Annotated in this window: 19 protein-coding genes and 2 pseudogenes; 14 read left to right on the top strand and 7 right to left on the bottom strand. The window is 62.4% G+C overall.

Going from position 1 to position 20,112, the window contains the following annotated elements:
• Nucleotides 1-2 precede the first annotated feature (2 nt).
• The 4 genes and pseudogenes from OKW28_RS18100 to OKW28_RS18085 all read right to left on the bottom strand — a co-directional run bounded on the left by OKW28_RS18100 (nucleotide 3) and on the right by OKW28_RS18085 (nucleotide 2,790).
• On the bottom strand, nucleotides 3-950 hold the full coding sequence (locus OKW28_RS18100; protein ID WP_429447739.1) for an electron transfer flavoprotein subunit alpha/FixB family protein: 948 nt from the start codon (nucleotides 948-950) through the stop codon (nucleotides 3-5).
• Between the two features lie 13 nt (nucleotides 951-963).
• Nucleotides 964-1,713 carry an electron transfer flavoprotein subunit beta/FixA family protein gene (locus OKW28_RS18095; protein WP_429447738.1) on the bottom strand — a complete coding sequence of 250 codons (750 nt, stop codon included), beginning with the start codon at nucleotides 1,711-1,713 and terminating at the stop codon, nucleotides 964-966.
• A gap of 45 nt (nucleotides 1,714-1,758) precedes the next feature.
• A pseudogene (locus tag OKW28_RS18090) lies at nucleotides 1,759-2,025 on the bottom strand (3-hydroxyacyl-CoA dehydrogenase family protein); the annotation flags it as partial.
• Nucleotides 2,026-2,082: 57 nt separating this feature from the next.
• Nucleotides 2,083-2,790 carry an IS6 family transposase gene (locus OKW28_RS18085; RefSeq protein ID WP_429448778.1) on the bottom strand — a complete coding sequence of 236 codons (708 nt, stop codon included), beginning with the start codon at nucleotides 2,788-2,790 and terminating at the stop codon, nucleotides 2,083-2,085.
• 204 nt (nucleotides 2,791-2,994) lie between these two features.
• Between OKW28_RS18085 and OKW28_RS18080 the strand changes: the two genes are divergently transcribed.
• Complete coding sequence (locus OKW28_RS18080; protein ID WP_429448777.1) at nucleotides 2,995-3,288, top strand: winged helix-turn-helix domain-containing protein; 294 nt, start codon at nucleotides 2,995-2,997, stop codon at nucleotides 3,286-3,288.
• A gap of 13 nt (nucleotides 3,289-3,301) precedes the next feature.
• On the opposite strand, the pseudogene OKW28_RS18075 reads toward OKW28_RS18080, so the two are convergent.
• Nucleotides 3,302-3,457 (bottom strand): annotated as a pseudogene (locus tag OKW28_RS18075) (helix-turn-helix domain-containing protein); the annotation flags it as partial.
• A gap of 267 nt (nucleotides 3,458-3,724) precedes the next feature.
• A complete protein-coding gene (locus tag OKW28_RS18070; protein ID WP_429447736.1) occupies nucleotides 3,725-5,545 on the bottom strand; it encodes an ABC transporter transmembrane domain-containing protein in 1,821 nt (606 codons plus the stop codon).
• A 614-nt stretch (nucleotides 5,546-6,159) separates the two neighbouring features.
• Between OKW28_RS18070 and OKW28_RS18065 the strand changes: the two genes are divergently transcribed.
• Nucleotides 6,160-6,879 (top strand): IS6 family transposase, encoded by a 720-nt coding sequence (locus OKW28_RS18065; RefSeq protein ID WP_429448775.1) that lies wholly within the window; start codon nucleotides 6,160-6,162, stop codon nucleotides 6,877-6,879.
• Nucleotides 6,880-6,982: 103 nt separating this feature from the next.
• Nucleotides 6,983-7,219, top strand: coding sequence for a hypothetical protein (locus tag OKW28_RS18060; RefSeq protein ID WP_429447734.1), 237 nt, complete (start codon nucleotides 6,983-6,985; stop codon nucleotides 7,217-7,219).
• Nucleotides 7,220-7,231: 12 nt separating this feature from the next.
• Here OKW28_RS18060 and OKW28_RS18055 read toward each other — a convergent pair whose 3' ends face one another.
• Entirely contained in the window at nucleotides 7,232-7,927 is a 696-nt protein-coding gene (locus OKW28_RS18055; RefSeq protein WP_051103809.1) for a GntR family transcriptional regulator, read from the bottom strand.
• 506 nt (nucleotides 7,928-8,433) lie between these two features.
• Between OKW28_RS18055 and OKW28_RS18050 the strand changes: the two genes are divergently transcribed.
• The 11 genes from OKW28_RS18050 to OKW28_RS18000 all read left to right on the top strand — a co-directional run bounded on the left by OKW28_RS18050 (nucleotide 8,434) and on the right by OKW28_RS18000 (nucleotide 20,080).
• On the top strand, nucleotides 8,434-9,162 hold the full coding sequence (locus OKW28_RS18050; RefSeq protein ID WP_429448773.1) for a maleate cis-trans isomerase family protein: 729 nt from the start codon (nucleotides 8,434-8,436) through the stop codon (nucleotides 9,160-9,162).
• Nucleotides 9,159-10,649, top strand: a complete 1,491-nt coding sequence (gene hydA, locus OKW28_RS18045; RefSeq protein WP_429447732.1) for a dihydropyrimidinase — start codon at nucleotides 9,159-9,161, stop codon at nucleotides 10,647-10,649. Before OKW28_RS18050 ends, hydA begins: the two co-directional genes overlap by 4 nt.
• 109 nt (nucleotides 10,650-10,758) lie before the next feature.
• Nucleotides 10,759-11,616 (top strand): transporter substrate-binding domain-containing protein, encoded by an 858-nt coding sequence (locus OKW28_RS18040; RefSeq protein WP_429447730.1) that lies wholly within the window; start codon nucleotides 10,759-10,761, stop codon nucleotides 11,614-11,616.
• Between the two features lie 13 nt (nucleotides 11,617-11,629).
• Nucleotides 11,630-12,277 carry an amino acid ABC transporter permease gene (locus tag OKW28_RS18035; protein ID WP_018421907.1) on the top strand — a complete coding sequence of 216 codons (648 nt, stop codon included), beginning with the start codon at nucleotides 11,630-11,632 and terminating at the stop codon, nucleotides 12,275-12,277.
• Nucleotides 12,278-12,299: 22 nt separating this feature from the next.
• A complete protein-coding gene (locus tag OKW28_RS18030; protein WP_429447728.1) occupies nucleotides 12,300-13,133 on the top strand; it encodes an amino acid ABC transporter ATP-binding protein in 834 nt (277 codons plus the stop codon).
• A gap of 21 nt (nucleotides 13,134-13,154) precedes the next feature.
• Nucleotides 13,155-14,513: an amidohydrolase family protein gene (locus OKW28_RS18025; protein ID WP_429447727.1), complete on the top strand. Its 1,359-nt coding sequence runs from the start codon at nucleotides 13,155-13,157 to the stop codon at nucleotides 14,511-14,513.
• Complete coding sequence (locus OKW28_RS18020) at nucleotides 14,510-15,697, top strand: ABC transporter ATP-binding protein (RefSeq protein WP_429447725.1); 1,188 nt, start codon at nucleotides 14,510-14,512, stop codon at nucleotides 15,695-15,697. The genes OKW28_RS18025 and OKW28_RS18020 overlap by 4 nt, the downstream gene beginning before the upstream one ends.
• 86 nt (nucleotides 15,698-15,783) lie before the next feature.
• The gene (locus OKW28_RS18015; RefSeq protein ID WP_429447723.1) at nucleotides 15,784-16,842 is read left to right on the top strand and encodes an ABC transporter substrate-binding protein; all 1,059 of its coding nucleotides are present in this window, start codon (nucleotides 15,784-15,786) and stop codon (nucleotides 16,840-16,842) included.
• A 6-nt stretch (nucleotides 16,843-16,848) separates the two neighbouring features.
• Nucleotides 16,849-17,700, top strand: a complete 852-nt coding sequence (locus OKW28_RS18010; protein WP_429447721.1) for an ABC transporter permease — start codon at nucleotides 16,849-16,851, stop codon at nucleotides 17,698-17,700.
• Nucleotides 17,693-18,541 (top strand): ABC transporter permease, encoded by an 849-nt coding sequence (locus OKW28_RS18005; RefSeq protein WP_429447719.1) that lies wholly within the window; start codon nucleotides 17,693-17,695, stop codon nucleotides 18,539-18,541. Before OKW28_RS18010 ends, OKW28_RS18005 begins: the two co-directional genes overlap by 8 nt.
• A 39-nt stretch (nucleotides 18,542-18,580) precedes the next feature.
• A complete protein-coding gene (locus OKW28_RS18000) occupies nucleotides 18,581-20,080 on the top strand; it encodes an amidohydrolase family protein (protein WP_429447718.1) in 1,500 nt (499 codons plus the stop codon).
• Nucleotides 20,081-20,112 lie beyond the last annotated feature (32 nt).

Below are 20,112 nucleotides of genomic sequence, written 5' to 3'. Positions count from 1 at the left end.
GCTTAGCCGAGTTCGCTCACGAGTTCCGGCACGAGGGTGAACAGATCGCCAACCAGGCCGTAATCGGCCACGCTGAAAATCGGCGCTTCTTCGTCCTTGTTGATCGCGACGATGACCTTCGAGTCCTTCATGCCGGCCAGATGCTGGATCGCACCCGAGATGCCGACCGCGACGTACAGTTGCGGCGCGACGATCTTGCCGGTCTGGCCGACCTGATAGTCGTTCGGTACGAAGCCCGCGTCGACCGCCGCACGCGATGCGCCCAGTGCCGCGCCGAGCTTGTCGGCCAGCGGCTCGAGCACCTTCGTGTAGTTCTCGCCGTTGCCCAGACCACGGCCACCCGACACGATGATCTTCGCGCTCGTCAGTTCCGGACGATCGAGCTTCGTCACTTCGCGGCTCACGAACTGCGAGATGCCGGCGTCGGCTGCCGCTTCGATCTTCTCGACCGCTGCGCTGCCGCCAACGGCTGCGACGGCATCAAAACCGGTCGAGCGAACGGTGATGACCTTGATCGGGTCAGCCGATTGCACGATCGCGATTGCGTTGCCCGCGTAGATCGGACGCTCGAACGTGTCGGCGCTATCCACTGCGGTGATGTCGCTGATCTGCGCGACGTCGAGCTTCGCGGCGATACGCGGCGCGATGTTCTTGCCGTAGGCGGTAGCCGGCGCGAGGATATGCGTGTAGTGCTTCGCCGCATCTTGCACAACCGTCAGGACCGTCGCTTCGACGTTTTCCGCGAGGCCTGCGGCCAGTTGCGGCGCATCGGCGAGCAGCACCTTGCTGACACCAGCGATCTTCGCTGCCGCATCGGCCGCGCCCTGCGCGTTATGCCCCGCGACCAGCACGTGAATATCACCGCCGATCTTCCGAGCCGCTGCGATCGTGTTCAGCGTCGCGGCCTTGATCGACGCATTGTCGTGTTCTGCAATTACCAGGTTCGTCATTTCTTGGGTCTCCTCACAGCACCTTCGCTTCGGTCTTCAGCTTCTCGACCAGCGTCTTCACGTCCGGCACCTTCACACCGGCGGAGCGCCTGGGCGGCTCGGCGACTTTCAGCGTCTTCAGACGCGGCGTGACATCGACGCCGAGGTCTTCGGGCTTGACCGTTTCCAGCGGCTTTTTCTTCGCCTTCATGATGTTCGGCAGCGTTACGTAGCGCGGCTCGTTCAGGCGCAGATCGGTCGTGACCACGGCCGGCAGCGTCAGCGACAGCGTTTCCGCGCCGCCGTCCACTTCACGCGACACCGTCGCCTTGCCGTCCGCCACGACAAGCTTCGACGCGAACGTCGCCTGCGGCAGATTCGCGAGCGCGGCGAGCATCTGACCGGTCTGGTTGGAGTCGTCGTCGATGGCCTGTTTGCCGAGGATCACCAGTTGCGGCTGCTCCTTGTCGACGAGCGCCTTGAGCAGCTTCGCGACTGCGAGCGGCTGCAGGTCTTCGTTCGATTCGATCAGGATCGCGCGATCCGCGCCGATGGCGAGCGCGGTGCGCAGGGTTTCCTGCGCCTGCGCAACACCCGCCGACACGGCGATCACTTCGGTCGCGACGCCCGCTTCCTTCAGACGCACGGCTTCTTCAACCGCGATTTCGTCGAACGGGTTCATCGACATTTTCACGTTCGCGATATCGACGCCCGTACCGTCCGATTTCACGCGGACCTTCACGTTGTAGTCGACCACTCTTTTCATTGGCACAATAATCTTCACAACGCTTTCCTCACTAGTTCGAATCCGACGGACCGGCAAAAGTCATTAATACCGGTACACACCGTGGCCTGATTTACGTCCAAATCGTCCCGCCGCCACCAGTTCGCGCAGAAGCGGACATGCGCGGTACTTTGGATCGCCAAGGTCTTTCAACAAGACATCCATAACCGAAAGACAAACATCGAGCCCGACGAGGTCTGCGAGTGCCAGAGGACCGACCGGCTGATTGGCGCCAAGCCGCATTGCGGCGTCGACTTCCTCGGCGCTGGCCACGCCCTCTGCCAGCACGAAAAACGCTTCATTGATCATGGGGGCTCTGGTGCAAATAGGCGGTCTGGACGAGATTTTTGTTATAGAAAGGATACCTCATCAAGCAGACAGGACGGCCTCCCAAACTGCGGGCGCAGCGGTATCTTTGAGGCCGAGCTTCGCGAGGCTGAATTGGCCCTTGCGAATACGATGGACCAACTCAATACCTGAGAGTGTAATCGCTGCGTTCCTGAAACGTTTGAAGCCGAGCATGACTTTCGTCCGGGACTTGATGTTGCGGTGGTCCTGCTCGACCAGATTATTGAGATATTTCGAGGATCGGACGTTTGTGTCCTCAGGCAGCAAGCCATCGGCCTTCATCTCGCGCACGGCGCGGTGCGAGGCTGCATAACCATCAAGCGTGATGGTCTTCGGTGGCTGGCCTTGATGTTCGATTGCCTTCCTGAAAAAGGCTTTTGCCGCCTTCACGTCGCGCCTGGCGCTGAGCATGAAGTCTACTGTCTGGCCCACCCCATCCACCGCTCGATAAAGATAGACCCACTTGCCGCGCAGCTTGAGGTAAGTCTCGTCGACACGCCACGACTGCCCGGTGGGCCTGCCAAAGCGGTTCCACCGTTTCACGAACTCCGGCGCAAAGCGCCGCACCCAGCGCAGGATCGTCGTGTGCGCCAGCGACAGACCCCGTTCCGCCATCATCTCGACCAGATCGCGCAGGCTAAGCTTGTAGCGCAGGTACCAGCGAACACACAGAATGATCACATCGCGGTCAAAGTGACGGCCTGCGAACAGTTCGTCAAGGCTCTTCAGCTTGCTCATCGTCGGTTCTCAATTCGTTCAGCCTGACACCTTAACCGATTCGCCCCCGCGTTATTTGCACCAGAGCCGTTCAGCGCACGAAGACCTCGTCGGCGACCCAGCCATTCGACGTCAGATGCACACCTTCGCGCAACTGCATCGCGCCCGCGCCCAATCGTGAAGGCCGAAGATACGTTGAGCGCCCTTGGGATCACCATGTCGCTCACGTCTCATCGAGTATTCGTACGGCGCGGGGACCGAGAAGTTGCTGTCACTTTGTCGCCGACAGGATTCAAACTCCTGCGTCTTTTTTTGACGCATCCGGGGGAGGTACTTTCCCGGGACGCAATTCTCAAAGATATCTGGATGGAACAACCCGATGCTGGGGAACGCGCGGTCGATGCCCATATAAAGTTCCTCCGCCATGCGCTTCGACCATTTGACACAATGATCGAAACGGTTTGGAGTCGAGGCTATCGTTGGTCGAGTTCGAGTTCTCCTTCTCACTAAATAATTCGAACGCGAACAGCCGCACACCGAGCGCCTCTTCGAGCTTCTCGATGCGGCGGCTCAGTGCCGGCTGCGAAATGTTGACCGCCTCCGCTGCTTTGCGGAAGCTACCCAACTCCACGACGGCTCGAAACGCCTGCAAATCGTTGATGTCGAAGTTGACGTCCACGAGCCATCCTCCGCATTTTAGATGCGTCTATAGATGCGTCTATTTGGCATGATCTGGGCGAAAGCGCCCATCGAGGACAACAACCGGCAATTCTGTCCATGAGGGATCGCACCGAAGTCGGGAGCGAGGGGCCGGTTTTGTCGTGTCAGCGGTCATTCATGGCCGAGAGGCAGGTGTCTCTTCATGGCCGCTTATTGCCTTACGCTACCGCGTCATGTCGATCCGTTGGGAGCCCTGCGGTTGCCCGTGCCGACCTGGATCGTGTCTTCACGCCGAGTCGACGCGATCGCACTCAGCGTCGCTCTGTCCCGTATGCGCAACCTGCTCGCCAAACTGCAGGGCGGCAAGCTGGGCATAGAGCGGCGAGCTCAGAAGCAAGTCGGCGTGACGGCCCTGCGCGACGATGCGGCCTTGCTCCAGCACGACGATGCGGTCCGCTTGCTGTACGGTCGCGAGGCGGTGCGCGATGACCAGCGTGGTGCGGTTCTGCGCGGCATTGTGCAGCGCCTTCTGTACGAGGCGTTCGCTGGCAGCGTCGAGCGCGCTGGTGGCCTCGTCCAGCAGCAGGACGGGCGGATTCTTCAGGATCGCGCGGGCGATCGCAATGCGTTGGCGCTGTCCGCCAGACAGTCGTACTCCGCGCTCGCCTAGAAACGTGTCGTAGCCTTGCGGCAGTGCTTCGATAAAACCGGCCGCAGCGGCCATTTCGGCAGCCCGCTGCACTTGCGGGAGTGTGGCGTCGGGCGCGCCGTAGCGGATGTTGTCGAGCACGCTGCCCGAAAAGATCACCGATTCCTGCAGCACTGCCCCGATTCCCTTGCGCAACTCGAGGAGCGGCACCTGTCGCGTCGGGACGCCGTTGATCAGAATGTTGCCGGCCTGCGGGTCGTAAAATCGCAGCAGCAGTTGGAACAGCGTGGTTTTGCCGGCGCCGGACGGTCCAACCAGCGCGACATGTTCGCCCGCGCGGACGTCGAGCGAGAGCCCGGCGAGTGCAGCGATGCCGGGGCGGGACGGATACGAAAAGCTAATATTGTCGAAGCGGATGCCGTCCCCGCGCGCCGGCAGCGTGACCGTGGCCTCGGCCTGTACCACCGGCGAGCGTGCCACCAGCAGTTGCAACAAACCTTCGGTGGCGCCGGCAGCCCGCTGCAGATCGCCCCACACTTCGGCGACAGCTCCCACAGCGCCGGCGGTGAACACCGCGTAGAGGATGAACTGGGACAACTGGCCGGCCGTCATCCGCCCGGCTAGCACAGACTGCGCCCCAAGCCAGAGGACGAACACGACGGCGGCGAATACCAGCACGATAACCACGGCGGTCAACCAGGCACGCGCCCGAATTCGCTTGAGCGCGGTCTCAAAGGCCACCTCCACCGCGCCGGCAAACCGCCGCGCTTCAAAGGACTCCTGCGTGTACGACTGGACGGTCGGCATGGCATTGAGGACCTCGCCCGCCAGCGCGCTCGCGTTCGCTACCTTGTCCTGGCTGGCGCGCGAGAGGCGGCGCACGCGCCGACCGAAGACAAGGACGGGAGCGACCACCACCACCAGCGTAGCGATGACGTAGCCTGACAGTACAGGGCTGGTCACTGCCAGCATCGCCACGCCACCGGTAAGCAGGAAGAAGTTGCGTAACCCCAGCGACAGGCTGGTGCCCACCACCGTCTGAATCAAGGTGGTGTCGGTGGTGAGCCGCGACAGCACCTCTCCGGTCTGCGTGGTTTCGAAGAACTGCGGGCTCATCTCCAGCACGTGGTCGTAGACCGCACTTCGCAAATCGGCCGTGACCCGCTCGCCCAGCCACGACACGAGGTAGAAGCGCAGTGCCGTGGCGCCGGCCAGTACCAGCGAAACGGCGAATAACGCGAGGAAATAGCGATCGATATGCGTACGATCACCCGCAGCAAAGCCACGGTCGATCAGGTATTTGAACGCCACCGGCAACGCCAGTGTGGCGCCCGCCGACGTCACCAGCGCCAGGAACGCGAGCGCCCAGCGCCCGGCATACGGGCGCATGAAGGGAAACAGGGCAAACAGGGGGCCTATAGCCCGCGAAGGCGGCGAAGGCGGGACAGCGTCTGGCATGAGGATTCCCGAGCGGGTAGAAGTTCATCTCGATTGTGCCAGTCCTACAGATTCGAAGGCAGCGGTCGCGTGCTTGCCGCGACTCCCCATATGTATCAAGATCAAATCGATCTTCTCAGGAATGAGCCATTGCCATGACAGACAAATCCGATCCGGACGAACTGAAAGGACCCGGTGGCTTGACGTTGCGCCAGATCCACGAACAGGTACAGAGGAGCGTCGAGCGCGACCGCGAAGAGCAGGTAAAGCGTAATACTACCGCTGCGCAACAGGGTCGATGGCAACGTTGGGTACGCTACGTGTGGGCCCGCAGTGGCCGTCGCTAAGATGGCTTGATACGAAATGCGCCGGTCGCGATTGCCGAGTCGGGAGCAAACGTTAATCGCCGAGCCGGGCCGGTCATAGCGTGTCTGCGAGCGGCACGACCCGACCCTAAGCGGCCAAAGGTATTAGTCATGCGTCGATGCCCGCTTTCGGCTCTGTAACTGCCTTTCACTCTTGGCCGAATGCAATTCCCCACGGCTGGCTCGTTTTACTAGTCTGGTAATGGATAAATCCGCTATACCCTACTGAAGTTTCTCAGCGCCGTATCAGGGAATCGACTAAGGTCACCAATTCCTTGTCAAGACGCCGAAAATCAGGCCGCAGTCATAAGTTGCGCGGTGCGTTGGCATTTCCGCTTTCAACTGAGCCTGCGCGACATTCAGGAGTTGTTGTTCGAACGCGACGTGGTGGTGAGCCATGAAACCGTGCGACGCTGGCGCGACAAGTTTGGCGCTCGCTTCGCGCATCGCGTCAAGGCCGCGCGTTATAAGCCCGGCAGCACCTGGCATCTCGATGAGATGTTCGTGACGCTGCGCGGTGAGCCTCATCCGCTGTGGCGAGCGGTTGACGAGCATGGTGCCGAACTCGACATTCTGTTGCAGAAGCGGCGGGACAAAGCCGCTGCCAAACGCTTCTTCAAGCACGTGCTTCGGTCATGCCCCGTGCCGCGCAAGATCGTCACAGATCAATTACGAAGCTATCCGGCCGCGAAGGCCGAGATCCCCGAGTTGGCCGGCGTCAAACACGTGTTCGTCAAGGCTGCTGCACGGGTGAATAACTGGGCTGAGAATAGTCATCAACCTACCCGTGAACGCGAACGACGCATGCGCGGGTTCCGCGACCCGAAGCGAACGCAAGATTTTCTGTCGAGCTTCGGTCTGATTCGGCAGCACTTTGCTCTCAAACGACATCTGCTGCGCGCCTCTCTTTATCGCAAACAACTCGCCGCCCGATTCGCTGCGTGGCATGCATTCACCGAGCTCAGCCAAAATCCGTCGATCGCTTTCTGAGCAATCTACCTCTTTGGCACTGCGCCGGCTCACCACCGCCAAATTGACAGCGCCCTTTTGATCGCCTTTATTTGCACCAGATTCCTCAAAAGAGAGACGAACGTTGCAAAAGATGCTGTTGGACATGCCCCGCAATATCTATCACCAACGATGCCGGCGAAGCCGCGTTCCCGTTTTGGTGACGCCGCTTCTCCGCCGCGATATGAACCCAGTGCTGGTGGCGCACGGCGCAAACGCGAACCATCTGGATGCGCAATGCGGCACCGCGCTGCAAATGGCTATCGCACAGCGCAATACGGCGGTGGCAGATGCACTGCGCCAGACGGGGGCGACGGAGTGAGGCCGGGCTATCTCAGGAGAAGATCGCTTCAATATCCGGCGACGCGTCTTTCACCTCGTCGAAGTTCAGTGTCGCTTCGATATGCTGCAGGTGTTCCAGCATGCTCGCCGCAGCCTTTGCTTCGTCATGCGCTTCGATTGCATCGATCAGATCACTGTGCTCGTGATGCGGGCACGCCGGGGCGTTGGGCTTGTCGTAAAGCGTGATGACGAGGCACGTCAACGGCGCGAGTTCTCGCATCATCCGCAAGAGGATTTCGTTGCCGATCATCTCCGCGATCAGCACATGAAACTCGCCTGACAGCCGGATGATGGCGGGCCGGTCATTCTGCTTGCGCGCGTCGCCTTCCTGCCGCACGTGCTTGCGTAACGCACGCACTTGCGCCGACGTCGCAGTGCGGCTCAACAGTCTGGCCATTTCCGGCTCGATCATGCGTCGCGTGACAAATACGTCTCGCGCCTGCTGGACGCTCGGGCTGGCGATAAAGGCTCCGCGATTCGGCACCAGTTCGACCAGCCCCTCATGGGCAAGCTTGTTGAGCACTTCGCGAATCTTTGTCCGGCTCACGCCCGAGACTTCCGCAAGCCGCTCCTCAATCAATTTTGTCCCGGGTGCAAGGCGATGCTCAAGCACCGCCTTCTGGATGCGGCCGTAGATTTCCTCGTTCGTAAACGGCGCCCTGGGCGCGGCAACTTTACTGGCAGGCATGGAGGAGGCTCGGCTCAAAGGGTTTCTCGCAACTGGGAAATGAATCGATGATAGAGCAATCACGAGCGCTTTTGTACACAAAAATTCGATGGTGCGTTCTCATCGAAACCATTCTCTAACGGACGAGATCGCAATTTTTTGTATGCACACATTCATTGATGCTTGTCGGGGCCTGACAACCTGGAGACCTCTTTCGCAGGCGCCTTTTGGCCCGTGCGACAACCCTCGTTTGGTGCCAATGATTCAATTTTGGTGCACACTCGCACCATCTTCCCGCATGCGCTTTTATCGTAGTTTCCGCCATGATCCATTGCCGCTCGTTCCAGAGAAGGTATTCAGGAAGCAGCCGTTTCCGCTATCGAACGCACGTCCAACATTGCATACAATCACGCTTCTATTGCGTACAAACGCACAGATTTATGTTGGCACAAAGCTTGCGTCAAAAGAATCCAGCAAGCATCTTTCTCTGGCGCGGTCCGCCAGAAGCTATCCTTGATATGGAAATCATGACGCAACGCACTCTGATTGGCATGTTGACCCCGTCTTCCAACACGGTTCTCGAACCGGTCACTTCGGCGATGCTCGCGGGCCTGCCCGACGTCAGTGCGCATTTCGGCCGCTTCCGGGTGACCCAGATCGCACTGTCCGAACAGGCGCTGGCCCAGTTCGACGACGAGGAAATTCTCGGCGCGGCAGGGTTGCTCGCCGATGCCAAGCTGGACGTAATCGGCTGGAACGGGACATCGTCGGGCTGGCTCGGGTTTGAGGCAGACGAGCGTCTGTGCCGCAGCATCACAGAACGCACCGGCATTGCCGCCTGCACCTCGGTGCTTGCGCTTAACGAGGTTTTCGCCATGACGGGCGTGCGTCGCTTCGGTCTGGTCACACCGTATCGCGACGACGTACAGGCAAAGGTCATTTCGACGTATGGCGGCGCGGGCTTTGAATGTGTCGGTGAACGTCATCTAAACAAGCAGGACAATTTTTCGTTTTCGGAAGTCAGTGCCGACACGTTGCGTGAGATGGCACGTGAAGTCGCAAAGAGCAAACCCGACGCGATTACGATTTTCTGCACCAATTTGCGCGGCGCGCCGCTCGCGGAAGAGCTCGAAGCCGAACTCGGCATTCCGGTGTACGACACCATCTCGACGGTGGTCTGGAAAGCACTGCGGACGAGCGGCATCGATACGTCGCGCGTCACCGGCTGGGGCAGCCTGTTCCGGGAGGTCGCATGAGTGACGCGGCGGCCTTCGACCTCGTGATCCGCGACGCGGATATCGCCACGGCGGCCGACCGCTTCACCGCCGACATCGGCGTGCGCGATGGGCGCATCGTCGCGCTGGGCAGCGGACTGGCTCGGGGCGCCAACGAGATCGATGCAGGCGGCCGCCTCGTCACTCCAGGCGGCGTGGATAGCCACTGCCACCTGGATCAGGACACCGGCGACGACAGCGTGATGGCCGACGACTTCCTGAGCGGCACGGTTTCCGCTGCCTGCGGCGGCACCACCACGGTGATTCCGTTTGCGTGCCAGCAGAAGGGAAAAACGCTGCGTGCGGCGATCGATACGTACCACCGACGCGCCGACGCCCGCGCGATGATCGACTACGCCTTCCATCTGATCGTCACCGATCCCACGCCGCATGTGCTCGAACAGGAGCTGCCGCAACTGATCGAAGAGGGTTATACGTCGTTCAAGATCTACATGACGTATGACGCGCTCAAGCTGAACGACCGTCAGATAATCGAACTGCTCGCATTGGCCCGCGTCCACGGCGCCATGGTGATGATTCATGCCGAAAACGCCGATTGCATTGCGTGGCTCACCGAAGCGCTGCTGGAGCAAGACATCACCGCGCCGATCGGGCATGCGCTGTCCCGTCCGATGCTGGTTGAGCGCGAAGCGACGCATCGCGCGATCAGTCTCGCGCAGCTGGTCGACACGCCTGTGCTGATCGTGCACGTCTCCGGCCGCGAGGCGATCGAGCAGATTCGCTGGGCGCAAGGACAAGGCCTCGCCGTCTACGCCGAGACATGTCCGCACTATCTGCTGCTGACCGAAGACATGCTCGAAGATGGCCCTCGCGGCTATCAATGTATCTGCAGTCCGCCGCCGCGCGACGAAGGCAACCGCCAGGCCGTCTGGGACGGTCTCGTGAACGGTACGTTTCAGGTGCTCTCCTCCGACCATGCGCCGTTCCGCTTCGACGGTCCGCACGGCAAGCAGGTGGCCGGCGAAAACCCGCGCTTCGACCAGGTGCCCAACGGCATACCAGGTCTCGAGACGCGCATGGCCTTGCTGATGTCCGAAGGCGTGATGAACGGACGCATCGACATTCACGCCTTCGTCGCATTGACCGCAACCAATGCGGCGAAGCTCTACGGCCTTTATCCGCGCAAGGGTTCAATCGCTATCGGCGGCGACGCCGATCTGGTGATCTGGGACACGGATCGTGCCTTCACGCTCACCAACGATGCGCTGCACCACAACGTCGACTACACGCCGTACGAGGGTTGGCAGATGAAAGCGTGGCCAGCGCTGACGCTGTCGCGTGGCGACGTAGTGTGGGATGGCGTGCAGCCCAGCGGCATACGCGGCCGCGGCGAGTTCCTGCCGGCCTTGCGCCCGCAACAGGCGCAACCGCATCGGCCGTTGAACCCACGCCTTGACGCGCACCGGGTGCTACCGCGCTTTGACTTTCCCGCCGTCTATCGCAGGTAGGAATGGCTTTGCGGGCTCGCGCGGAACGTGCAGTGCATTCGGCACCTTCCGCGCCGTCTTACACGCTGTCTTTATAACGTACGTACTGTTATTTTCTCTGGAGAGCCTGATGTCCGAACGATTTTCGCGTCGCCAATTCCTCCATCGTGCCGCCGCGGCTGCAGCCATGGTGTCGATTGGCCTGCCCCGCTTTGCGATGGCCGCCGGGCTCACGCTTGACGACATCAAGAAGGCCGGCGTGCTGCGCATCGGCTGCGAAGCGACCTATCCGCCGCTGACCTATCGCGACGCGAGCGGCGCGATGATCGGCTACGACGTGGATCTCGCCAACGCGTTTTGCCGCAATCTCGGCGTCAAGGCGCAGTTTATCGACACGGTCTGGTCGGGTGTGATTCCGTCGCTTTACACGAAGAAGTTCGATCTGGTGATGAGCAGCCTGAGCTACACGGCCGAGCGCGAGAAACACGTGGACTTCTCCGTGCCTTACGTCGAGGCCTCGCAGGCACTGCTGATTCGCGCGGCGGATCTGAAGAGCGTCGCCAGCCTCAGCGGCATGAACGGCAAGGTGCTCGGACTCAAGCTCGGCTCGCCGGGTCAGATACTCGAACCGAAGCTCGATGCGCAACTGAAAGCAGCGGGCGGGGCGGGTTTCAAGGAAGTAAAAACCTTTGACGACCATCCGGCCGCCTATATCGCGCTGGCAGAAGGCAAAGTGGACGGCGTGCTCAACACATTGCCGACGCTTTCGCTCGTTCTGAAGAATGCGCCGGGCAAATACGCTATCGTCAAGGGCATCGGCGCGGATAACTGGGCAGGCATCGCAGCACGTACGGATGACACTGCGCTGATCGGCTTCATTGACCAGCAGCTGCGCAAGTTCAGAACAGACGGCACGTTGCATACGCTGCAGCAGAAGTGGTTTGGTTTCGACATGAACTTGCCGGATGCGATTCCGGTGCTGTCCTGAGAGCGCGGCGTCCATGGACTGGAGCATTATCGTCATGGCGTTGCCGATCCTCGCGGTCGGCCTGCTCGCCACGCTGAAGGTTTGCCTCGCGGCCATCGCGATTGGCATCGTGCTCGGCTTCGCGCTGGGTTTCGGTGCGCTCAGCCGCTTCAGGGCGGTTCGCATCGCCATACTGGCGTATGTAGATTTCGTGCGCGGCACACCGCTGCTCGTGCAGATCTTTCTCGTCTATTTTGCGCTGCCCGTCATCGGCATCAACTTCAACGAGTACTGGGCCGGCGTCATCGCGCTCAGTCTGAACGCGGGCGGCTTCATCTGCGAGATCGTGCGCGCCAGCATGCAGTCGGTCGATCGCGGCCAGACTGAAGCCGCGCAATCGATCGGAATGCGTCACGGCCAGATCGCTCTGCACGTGCTCTTCCCGCAAGCGTGGCGGCGCATCCTGCCTCCGCTCACCAACGAACTGATCTCGTTAATCAAGGGCTCGGCGCTGCTGTCCGCGATCTCCGTGTATGAACTCACACACGCCGGTCAGGAGATCATCGCAACGTATTTTTCGCCGTTCGAGATTTTCCTGCTGATCGCCCTCTACTACTACGCATTGATCTCGGCGCTGGCGTGGCTGTCGCGCTACCTCGAACGGCGACTGCCGCAATACTGACTTCATGAGCTCGGGTTCCCGCATGTCTTCCACCGTTACCGTCTCTGACCTGTCCGCGGCGTCCGCTAAGGACGCCGCCGCGCGCGTGCATGAAGGCGGGGCTGCAACGCTGCTGTCCATAGAAGGACTGCACAAGCGCTTCGGCGACAAGGTCATCCTGCCCTCCGTCTCACTGGACGTCGGGCACGGCGAAACCGTGGTGCTGATCGGGCCGTCGGGTTCGGGCAAGACCACGCTCCTGCGCTGTCTCAACTTCCTGGAAAGACCGGACGGCGGCACGATCCGCCTTGGCGGCCAGCGTATCGGGTTGTCGGAGCAAGGCCGCGCGCTGCCCGAAGCCGAACTGGCGCGGCAGCGCAGCCGCTTCGGCTTCGTGTTTCAGCGCTTCAACCTGTTCGCGCATTTGAGCGCACTGGATAACGTCGCCGCCGGCCCGCAGCGCGTGCGGGGACTTTCGCGCGACGCGGCCCGCGCTCGCGCACAAGTTGCCCTGGAAAAAGTCCACCTCGCGCAGCATGTCAACAAGCGGCCAGCGCAACTCTCGGGCGGCCAGCAGCAACGCGTGGCGATTGCCCGCGCACTCGCGATGGAGCCGCAGATGATCCTGTTCGACGAGCCGACCTCGGCGCTCGACCCGGAACTCGTCAACGAAGTGCTCGACGTAATGCGCGATCTCGCCGCGGCCCGCATGACGATGATGGTGGTGACACACGAAATGAGCTTCGCGCGCAACGTGGCGCATCGGGTGGTGTTCATGGACGCCGGCGCCATCATCGAACAAGGCACGCCCGGCGACGTCTTCGGCCGTCCGCGCGAAGAGCGCACGCGGCGTTTCCTGCAGCACCTGCACACCTGAACTGAACCGGACCACTGGCTGATGACTGCCCCACCTATCGAGCTTGACCTTGACCTGTTGCTACTGGGCGCCACCGTCGTGACGATGGACCCGGCCCAACCGCTGTTGCACGAGGCGGCCATCGGCATTCGCGGCAACCGGCTCGCCTTTGTCGGCCGCGCGCAGGATCTCCCGGTGCGCACACGCACGCGGACCACGCGCCGGCTTGCCGGACGCGTCATCGTGCCCGGCTACGTGAACGTCCATACCCACGCCATTCTGACAATGGTGCGCGGCGTCGCCGAAGACCTGGGCTTCGCGCCCGCCTACACGCCGGGGATTCCCCACGGCCATGACGTGCGCCCAGACGAGGCTATCGCGCTGGCGCGTCTTGGCGCGCTCGAAGCGATGCTGTTCGGCTCGACGCTGATCAACGACAGCTACGTCCACGCCGATCTGACCATGGATGCCATGGCCGACCTCGGCCTGCGGGTGTATTCATGCGGCCGCCTGCACGACGTCGATTTCTCCGGCGTCGCGGACGGACGCTGGGAATACCATGCCGCGACCGGCGAGCGCACGCTCAACGAAGCACTGGCGCTGGCCGGGCGCTGGCATCGCAAGCGCAACGGGCGCACCGGCGTCCAACTCGCCGTTCATGCGCCCGACACCTGCTCCGACGACTTTCTGCGTCTGATCGCCGAGGCGGCACGTACGTATGAGCTCGGCGTGACGACTCACCTTGCGCAAAGCCGCACCGAAGTCAACGTGGTGAAGAAGCGTTCGGGCAAGAGCCCCGCGCAGTTGCTAGACGAGGTCGGGCTGCTGCATGAAAGGCTCGTGGCAGCGCACTGTCTGTATCTGGACGACGACGACATCGCACGCGTCGGACGGGCCGGCATCACGGTGGCGCACATCCCCAAGGGCAACGCGACGGGCGGCACGATGGCGCCCACGCCGCGTCTGCGCGCCGCCGGCGCGCGCATTGCATTAGGCACCGACAACATGCACGCGGATATGACCGAGGTCATGCGCTGGGCGCTGGCCATCGCGCGCATCCAGTTGGGCGAAGTCGCCGCGGACTGGCAACCCGCCGATGCGCTCACCATGGCGACGCACAACGGCGCGCACGCCATGGGGCTTGGCGACGAACTCGGCTGCCTCAAGACAGGCTGGCTCGCCGACCTCGCCATATTCGATTTCCAGCGCGCCCATCTGACTCCGCACCCCAATCCGTTGGGCACGCTGGTGCACACGGGACTTGGGCGCGATGTCGAGATGGTCATCGTGGACGGGGAGATCGTGGTGGACGGCGGCGCCCCCATCCGTTGCGATGCCGATGCCGTCATCGCGGCTGGAAAGCACGCCGCCACGCAACTATGGAAAAGGGCCAGCGCATGAGCACCCCGCACACTGTCGTTTCACAGTCGAAGCACGCCGCAGCGGGCGCCCACCTTGCAGCCTCGCAAGCACGCACCTTGCAAACCGGTGCCGCCGTGCAGATGCGCGGCATCCAGCATCGTTTCGCCGCCGTGCCGGTGATCGAAGACGTCACGCTTGAAATCGCCGCAGGCGAACTGGTTGCGTTGCTCGGCCCATCGGGCTGCGGCAAGAGCACCCTGTTGCGCATCCTTGCCGGTCTGCAGGTTCAGTCCGAGGGCGAAGTGCATATCGGCGGGCAACGCGTGGACGGCCTCGCGCCACGCCAGCGCGGCGTGGGCATCGTCTTCCAGAACTACGCGCTGTTTCCGCACATGACGGTCGCCGCCAACGTCGCCTACGGTCTCGAAGCCAACGGCGTCGCGCGTCGGGATGCTGCTCAGAAGGCCATGCAGATGCTGGAGATGGTGCGCATGGAGGCATTTGCGAAACGCTATCCGCGCGAGTTGTCGGGCGGTCAACAGCAACGCGTCGCACTGGCCCGCACGCTTGCCGTCGAGCCGCGCATCCTGCTGCTCGACGAGCCGTTTGCGGCGCTGGACAAAAACCTGCGGCTCGATATGCAGATCGAAATCCGCCGTCTGCAGCGCGAACTGAACATCACGACCGTGATGGTGACGCACGATCAGGAGGAGGCCATGAGCATGGCCGACCGGATCGCGGTGCTCAATCGCGGGCGGCTCGAACAATACGACCCGGCGGTCGCGATCTACGATCAGCCCGCAACCCCCTTCGTCGCCACCTTCGTCGGCACGGCGAATCTGCTGCCGGTCACCTTGCGCGTGCACGGCAACCAGTGCCTGGCGACCCTCGACGATGGCACGGTGCTGACCGTTGCCCAGCCCGGCCCGTGGCGCGACGCCGGCGCGGCGCTGCTGGCGGTTCGCCCCGAGCAATGGGCGTGGCAGTTGCCGCAGCCCGGCGACAGCGCGCGTCAGCTGCTGGCTACAGTGCAATTGGCGATGCCTATCGGTCCCACGCTGGTGGTCGATCTGCAGACCGATGCCGGACAGACCGTGAAGATTTCCGTGCCACGCGCAGAGGGTGCCGACTTGCGCCCTGGCATGCGCGTCGCGCTCGATTTCAACCCGGGTGCGCGAGTGCGCACGTTCAAGGCAGCGCAATCCAATACCGCAGGTGTTTAGCGCATGGTCACGATCGTCCTGGTCCAACCTGCCGCCCGCTTCGTTATCGCCGGTTCATCCTGTTTAACTATCCATCCAGAGGTTCTATGTCGCTGATCGATCACCAACGTCGCAAGCTCCTGCAACTGATGGGAACAGCGGGGGCTGTCGGCCTGTCGCTAGGCAGCCCGCTTGCCATGGCCGCGTCCCAATCCCTCGCCGCCACCACGTTTCCCGGTGCGTGGGAAGAGTCGCAACGCAAGATCCTGTTGCCCGCGTTTCGCAAGGCTGCGGGCGTGAGCGCCGTGCTCACCGCATCGCAAGCGGTCGATACGCTGACCAAGCTGGTGGCCGCGCGCAACAACCCGCCGTTCGACGTGGTCATGATGGACGAGGGTCCCTACCTGCAGGGCATCGCGCAGGGCGTGTTCGAACCCATTCCGGCAGCCCGGGTGCCGAACCTGGCGAATCTGCCCGCGCGCTTCGTCGACCCGAAGGGTCTGGGCGTCTATGTGTCCGCGCAGGTCTATGGCATCGCGTACAACGCGGAGCGCGTGAAGACCGCGCCGAAATCCTGGAATGATCTGCTCAAGCCGGAATTCAAGGGCCGCGTCGGCCTCGTGAGTCTCGACTCCACCTTGGGCACGGTATGGATGGTGGCGCTCGCCAAGATGCTGGGCGGCGACGAGGATCATATGGACCCGGCCTTCGATTACATCAAGCGGCTGATGCCGAACGTCGGCGCGGTTGCCGCCAATCCGGGCGCACTCGGCACGCTGTTCCAGCAAGGTCAGGTGGATATTGCCTGCCACTACATCAACAATGTGGAATCGCTGAAGGCCAAGGGCGTGCCGGTGGCGCTCGCGCGCCCCGCAAGCAACTGGGGCATGGTGCGCAGCACGATGAATATCGTGAAGAACACCCAGGCGGCAGATCTCGCCGCGGCGTATATCAACACCGCGTTGAGCGTCGAAGTGCAGCAGCAGATGACGAGCGCGCCCTACTACGTCGCGCCGACCAACACGAAGGTGCCGTTTGGTGCGGCGCTCGCCGCTGTCGCTCATAACGCCAATGACATGACGTCGTTCGTGCAGGTCGACTGGGCACGCATCAATCCGCGCCGCGCTGAATATATCGACCGGTTCAACCGTCTGGTCAAGGCCTGACGCATCATGAACGCGAATCACCGGATGCCGCGCGACTGGCTGCTCGTGCTGCCACTGGGCCTGTTCTTCATCGCGTTTGTGGGCGTGCCGCTGTTGCTCGTCGCGCTGATCAGCCTGCACAACGACACTGCCATGACGCATTTCGGCTTTCGCCAATACATGGTCTTCTTTGGCGACAGCTATAACCGCGGCATCCTCTGGCAAACGCTCTGGCTTGGGGTCGCGACCACGCTGGTGACGATCGTGCTCGGCTATCCGGTCGCGCATCTGTACGTGGTGAGCCCGCCGCACTGGCGGCGTGTGCTGATCGTGCTGATCCTGCTGCCGCTTCTGACCAGTTCGGTGGTGCGCACGTTTGCGTGGGTCGTCATTCTCGGCAATGAAGGGCTGGTCAACGCGCTGCTGATGGCGCTCGGGCATTCGGGCCAGCCGGTTAAGCTCCTGTACACGCCGCTGGCGGTGATCCTCTCGCTTGCGCAGATCGAATTGCCGTTGATGGTGTTGCCGCTCGTCACCACGCTCACCTCGCTCGACACGCGCTTGCCCGAGGCGTCGCATGCGCTGGGCGCCAGCAGCTGGCGCACCTGGTGGAAGATCACCGTGCCACTTGCGATGCCGGGTCTGCTCAGCGGAACCTTGCTGGTGTTTACCGGCGCGGTCAGTGCGTTCGTGGTTCAAACCCTGGTGGGGGGCGGGCAGCTGATGTACATGCCGTTCTACATCTACGAACAGGCCATCCAGACGCAGAACTATCCGTTTGCGGCGACGCTTGCCGTGATTCTGCTGGTGAGCGTGCTGCTCGTGGTGACCTTGCTCAACTATTTCGGCCGCAAGACCAGAGGGTTTGTCCATGGCTAATTCCACGCTTGCCGCGCCGGGCGTCATGCCGGCGCGCGGCACCCAGCCGGGTCGCCTGTCTTTCAATGCAGTGATGGGCCTGATGGGCGGCATCGGGCTGATGATGCTGATCGGGCCCACGCTGATCGTACTGGCGACGTCGCTCACGTCGGGCTACTCGCTGAAGTTTCCGCCGCCGGGACTGTCATTGCGCTGGTATCAGGCGCTGATCTTCGATTCGCCGGAGATCATCGACGACCTGCTGTTGAGCCTGAAGCTCGCTGCCGCCGCGACCGCCTGCGCGACCGTGCTGGCGCTCGCCGCCGCGGTGACGCTCGCGCGCCGCCGCACGTTCTCTGCGCGACTGCTCGATTCGTTTTTCATGGCGCCGCTGACCATTCCGTCGCTGGCGCTGGGGTTGGGTATCCTGATCCTGTTCAACCTCGAAAGCGCGGGGCTCTCGTTCTACAGTCTGCTCGCCGGACATATCATGCTGTGCGCACCGTATGTGCTTTACACGACGTCGGCCAGTTATGCGCAGCTCGATCCCGCGCTGCTCGACAGCTCGACATGCCTCGGCGCGGGCGGCTGGTTCACGTTCCGCCGCGTCGTACTGCCGGAGTTGGTGCCAGGCATTGCGTCGGGGGCGTTCATTGCGTTCATGAATTCGTTCGATAACGTCGCGCTGTCGCTGTTCCTGTCGGACGCGCGATCTGAAGTGTTGCCCATCCACCTGTGGCATATCATCGAGGACAGCCTCGACGTGCGGGCGGCCGCGGCCTCGGGTGTGCTGATTATCGCCACCTTGGTTTCCATGCTGCTGATGGAGCGGCTCGCCGGCTTGTCGCGGCAGTTTCGCTAGCCGCCGCAGTCAACCCCTTCCTTCGATCAGTCAGAAACCGTGCGCAAGATACTCTCCAACGTCAGGGCACTACACGGCACCGAACAGCGTTATGAGCCGCGACGCGTCGACGTCGTGATCGAAGGCGAGCGCATCGCCGCTATCGTGCCGGGCGGCAGCGCGACCGACGGCGAATGCATACCGCTCGACGACCGCCTGCTGGTGCCGGGGCTCATCAACGGCCATCAACATTCGCACGAGCATTTTCACAAGGGACGGCTCGAAAACCTGCCGCTCGAGTTGTGGATGCACTACGTGCGCGCGCCGCGCCCCGTGAAGCTGACGCCGCGCCAAATCTATTTGCGAACGTTGATTGGCGCGCTCGAATCGCTGCGCAGCGGCACAACCACGCTCGTCGACGACGTGAGCCTCGGTCAGGCCATTGACCCCGCCGCCGTCGACGCCATCTTCCAGGCATACGAGGACGCGGGGATTCGCACGCTCGTGGGGTTCTCGATGATGGATCGCGCGATCGTCGATAACTTCCCGGAGGTCGACAGCATTTTCCCGCCCGCGCTGCTTGCGCAACTACGTGCGCAGCCGCGGCCCTCTCCCGATGCGTTCTTCGCGCTGCTGGAAAGCGAGTTGGCGCATCGCCATCCCCAGCATGATCGGGTGGGCATGCTGATCGCCCCTTCCGCACCGCAGCGCTGCACGCCGGAATTTCTCGCGCGTTGCCGCGAATTCGCCGACACGCATGATCTGCCGGTCATCATCCACGTTCAGGAAACGCGCCTGCAGGTGGTAACGGCGCAAGCCTTCTACGGCAAGTCCATGGTGATGCGCCTTGCCGAACTGAAATTTCTGCGGCCAGGCACGTCGCTGATCCACGCGGTCTGGTTGTCGGATGCTGAGATCGCGAGTCTGGCTCAATCGGGTGCGAGCGTTCAGCACAATCCATGGAGCAATCTAATGCTCGGTTCGGGCATTCAACCAGTGCGAGCGCTGCTCGATGCGGGTGTCAACGTGAGTCTCGGCTCCGACGGCTGCGCGTCGACGGTCACCGCCAATATGCTCAACGTGCTTGGCAGCGCCGCAGCGGTGTCGAAGATACGCGGCGACGATTATTCGCGCTGGTTGTCCGCGGCTGAAGCGCTGCATGCGGGGACAATTGGCGGCGCGACGGCGCTCGGACTAGGCAGCAAGCTCGGTGCAATCAAGCCGGGTTATAGCGCCGACCTGGTCGCTTACCGGACTGACGCGATCAGCTTCACGCCGTTAACCGATCCGGTGCGGCAACTGGTGTATGCCGAGCGCGGCGCCGCTATCGACAGCGTGTTTGTTGCGGGCGAGGCAGTCATGCGCAACGGACGACTCACGTGTGTCGATGAAGGCGCGCTGCTTCGGGAGATCAACGCCGCTTACCATGCGCTGGGCACGGAGTTCGACCTCGCGGATGAATCCGTCGCGCCGCTGCGCGCGGAGATGGAGAAGGTCTACGCGCGCGCCCAGCTGCTGCAGGCCGACTGGCAACCTCATACAGCGAAGCTGCCCGGTTGACGGTGCGCTTGCGGACGCGATAGATATGGAGC

The sequence above is a fragment of the Paraburkholderia sp. 40 genome, from assembly GCF_050434105.1.
In the GTDB taxonomy this organism is placed as follows: Bacteria; Pseudomonadota; Gammaproteobacteria; order Burkholderiales; family Burkholderiaceae; genus Paraburkholderia; species Paraburkholderia tuberum.
Note: the sequence above shows the minus strand (reverse complement) of the source record. Positions and strands in the feature narration are given on the sequence as shown.

What these genes read in the sequence shown, in the direction of transcription:
- OKW28_RS18100 (WP_429447739.1), bottom strand. Translation starts at nt 950, where the DNA reads ATGACGAACCTGGTAATTGCAGAACACGACAATGCGTCGATCAAGGCC.
- OKW28_RS18080 (WP_429448777.1), top strand. Translation starts at nt 2,995, where the DNA reads ATGTCGCTCACGTCTCATCGAGTATTCGTACGGCGCGGGGACCGAGAA.
- OKW28_RS18070 (WP_429447736.1), bottom strand. Translation starts at nt 5,545, where the DNA reads ATGCCAGACGCTGTCCCGCCTTCGCCGCCTTCGCGGGCTATAGGCCCC.
- OKW28_RS18055 (WP_051103809.1), bottom strand. Translation starts at nt 7,927, where the DNA reads ATGCCTGCCAGTAAAGTTGCCGCGCCCAGGGCGCCGTTTACGAACGAG.
- OKW28_RS18050 (WP_429448773.1), top strand. Translation starts at nt 8,434, where the DNA reads ATGACGCAACGCACTCTGATTGGCATGTTGACCCCGTCTTCCAACACG.
- hydA (WP_429447732.1), top strand. Translation starts at nt 9,159, where the DNA reads ATGAGTGACGCGGCGGCCTTCGACCTCGTGATCCGCGACGCGGATATC.
- OKW28_RS18040 (WP_429447730.1), top strand. Translation starts at nt 10,759, where the DNA reads ATGTCCGAACGATTTTCGCGTCGCCAATTCCTCCATCGTGCCGCCGCG.
- OKW28_RS18035 (WP_018421907.1), top strand. Translation starts at nt 11,630, where the DNA reads ATGGACTGGAGCATTATCGTCATGGCGTTGCCGATCCTCGCGGTCGGC.
- OKW28_RS18030 (WP_429447728.1), top strand. Translation starts at nt 12,300, where the DNA reads ATGTCTTCCACCGTTACCGTCTCTGACCTGTCCGCGGCGTCCGCTAAG.
- OKW28_RS18025 (WP_429447727.1), top strand. Translation starts at nt 13,155, where the DNA reads ATGACTGCCCCACCTATCGAGCTTGACCTTGACCTGTTGCTACTGGGC.
- OKW28_RS18020 (WP_429447725.1), top strand. Translation starts at nt 14,510, where the DNA reads ATGAGCACCCCGCACACTGTCGTTTCACAGTCGAAGCACGCCGCAGCG.
- OKW28_RS18015 (WP_429447723.1), top strand. Translation starts at nt 15,784, where the DNA reads ATGTCGCTGATCGATCACCAACGTCGCAAGCTCCTGCAACTGATGGGA.
- OKW28_RS18010 (WP_429447721.1), top strand. Translation starts at nt 16,849, where the DNA reads ATGAACGCGAATCACCGGATGCCGCGCGACTGGCTGCTCGTGCTGCCA.
- OKW28_RS18005 (WP_429447719.1), top strand. Translation starts at nt 17,693, where the DNA reads ATGGCTAATTCCACGCTTGCCGCGCCGGGCGTCATGCCGGCGCGCGGC.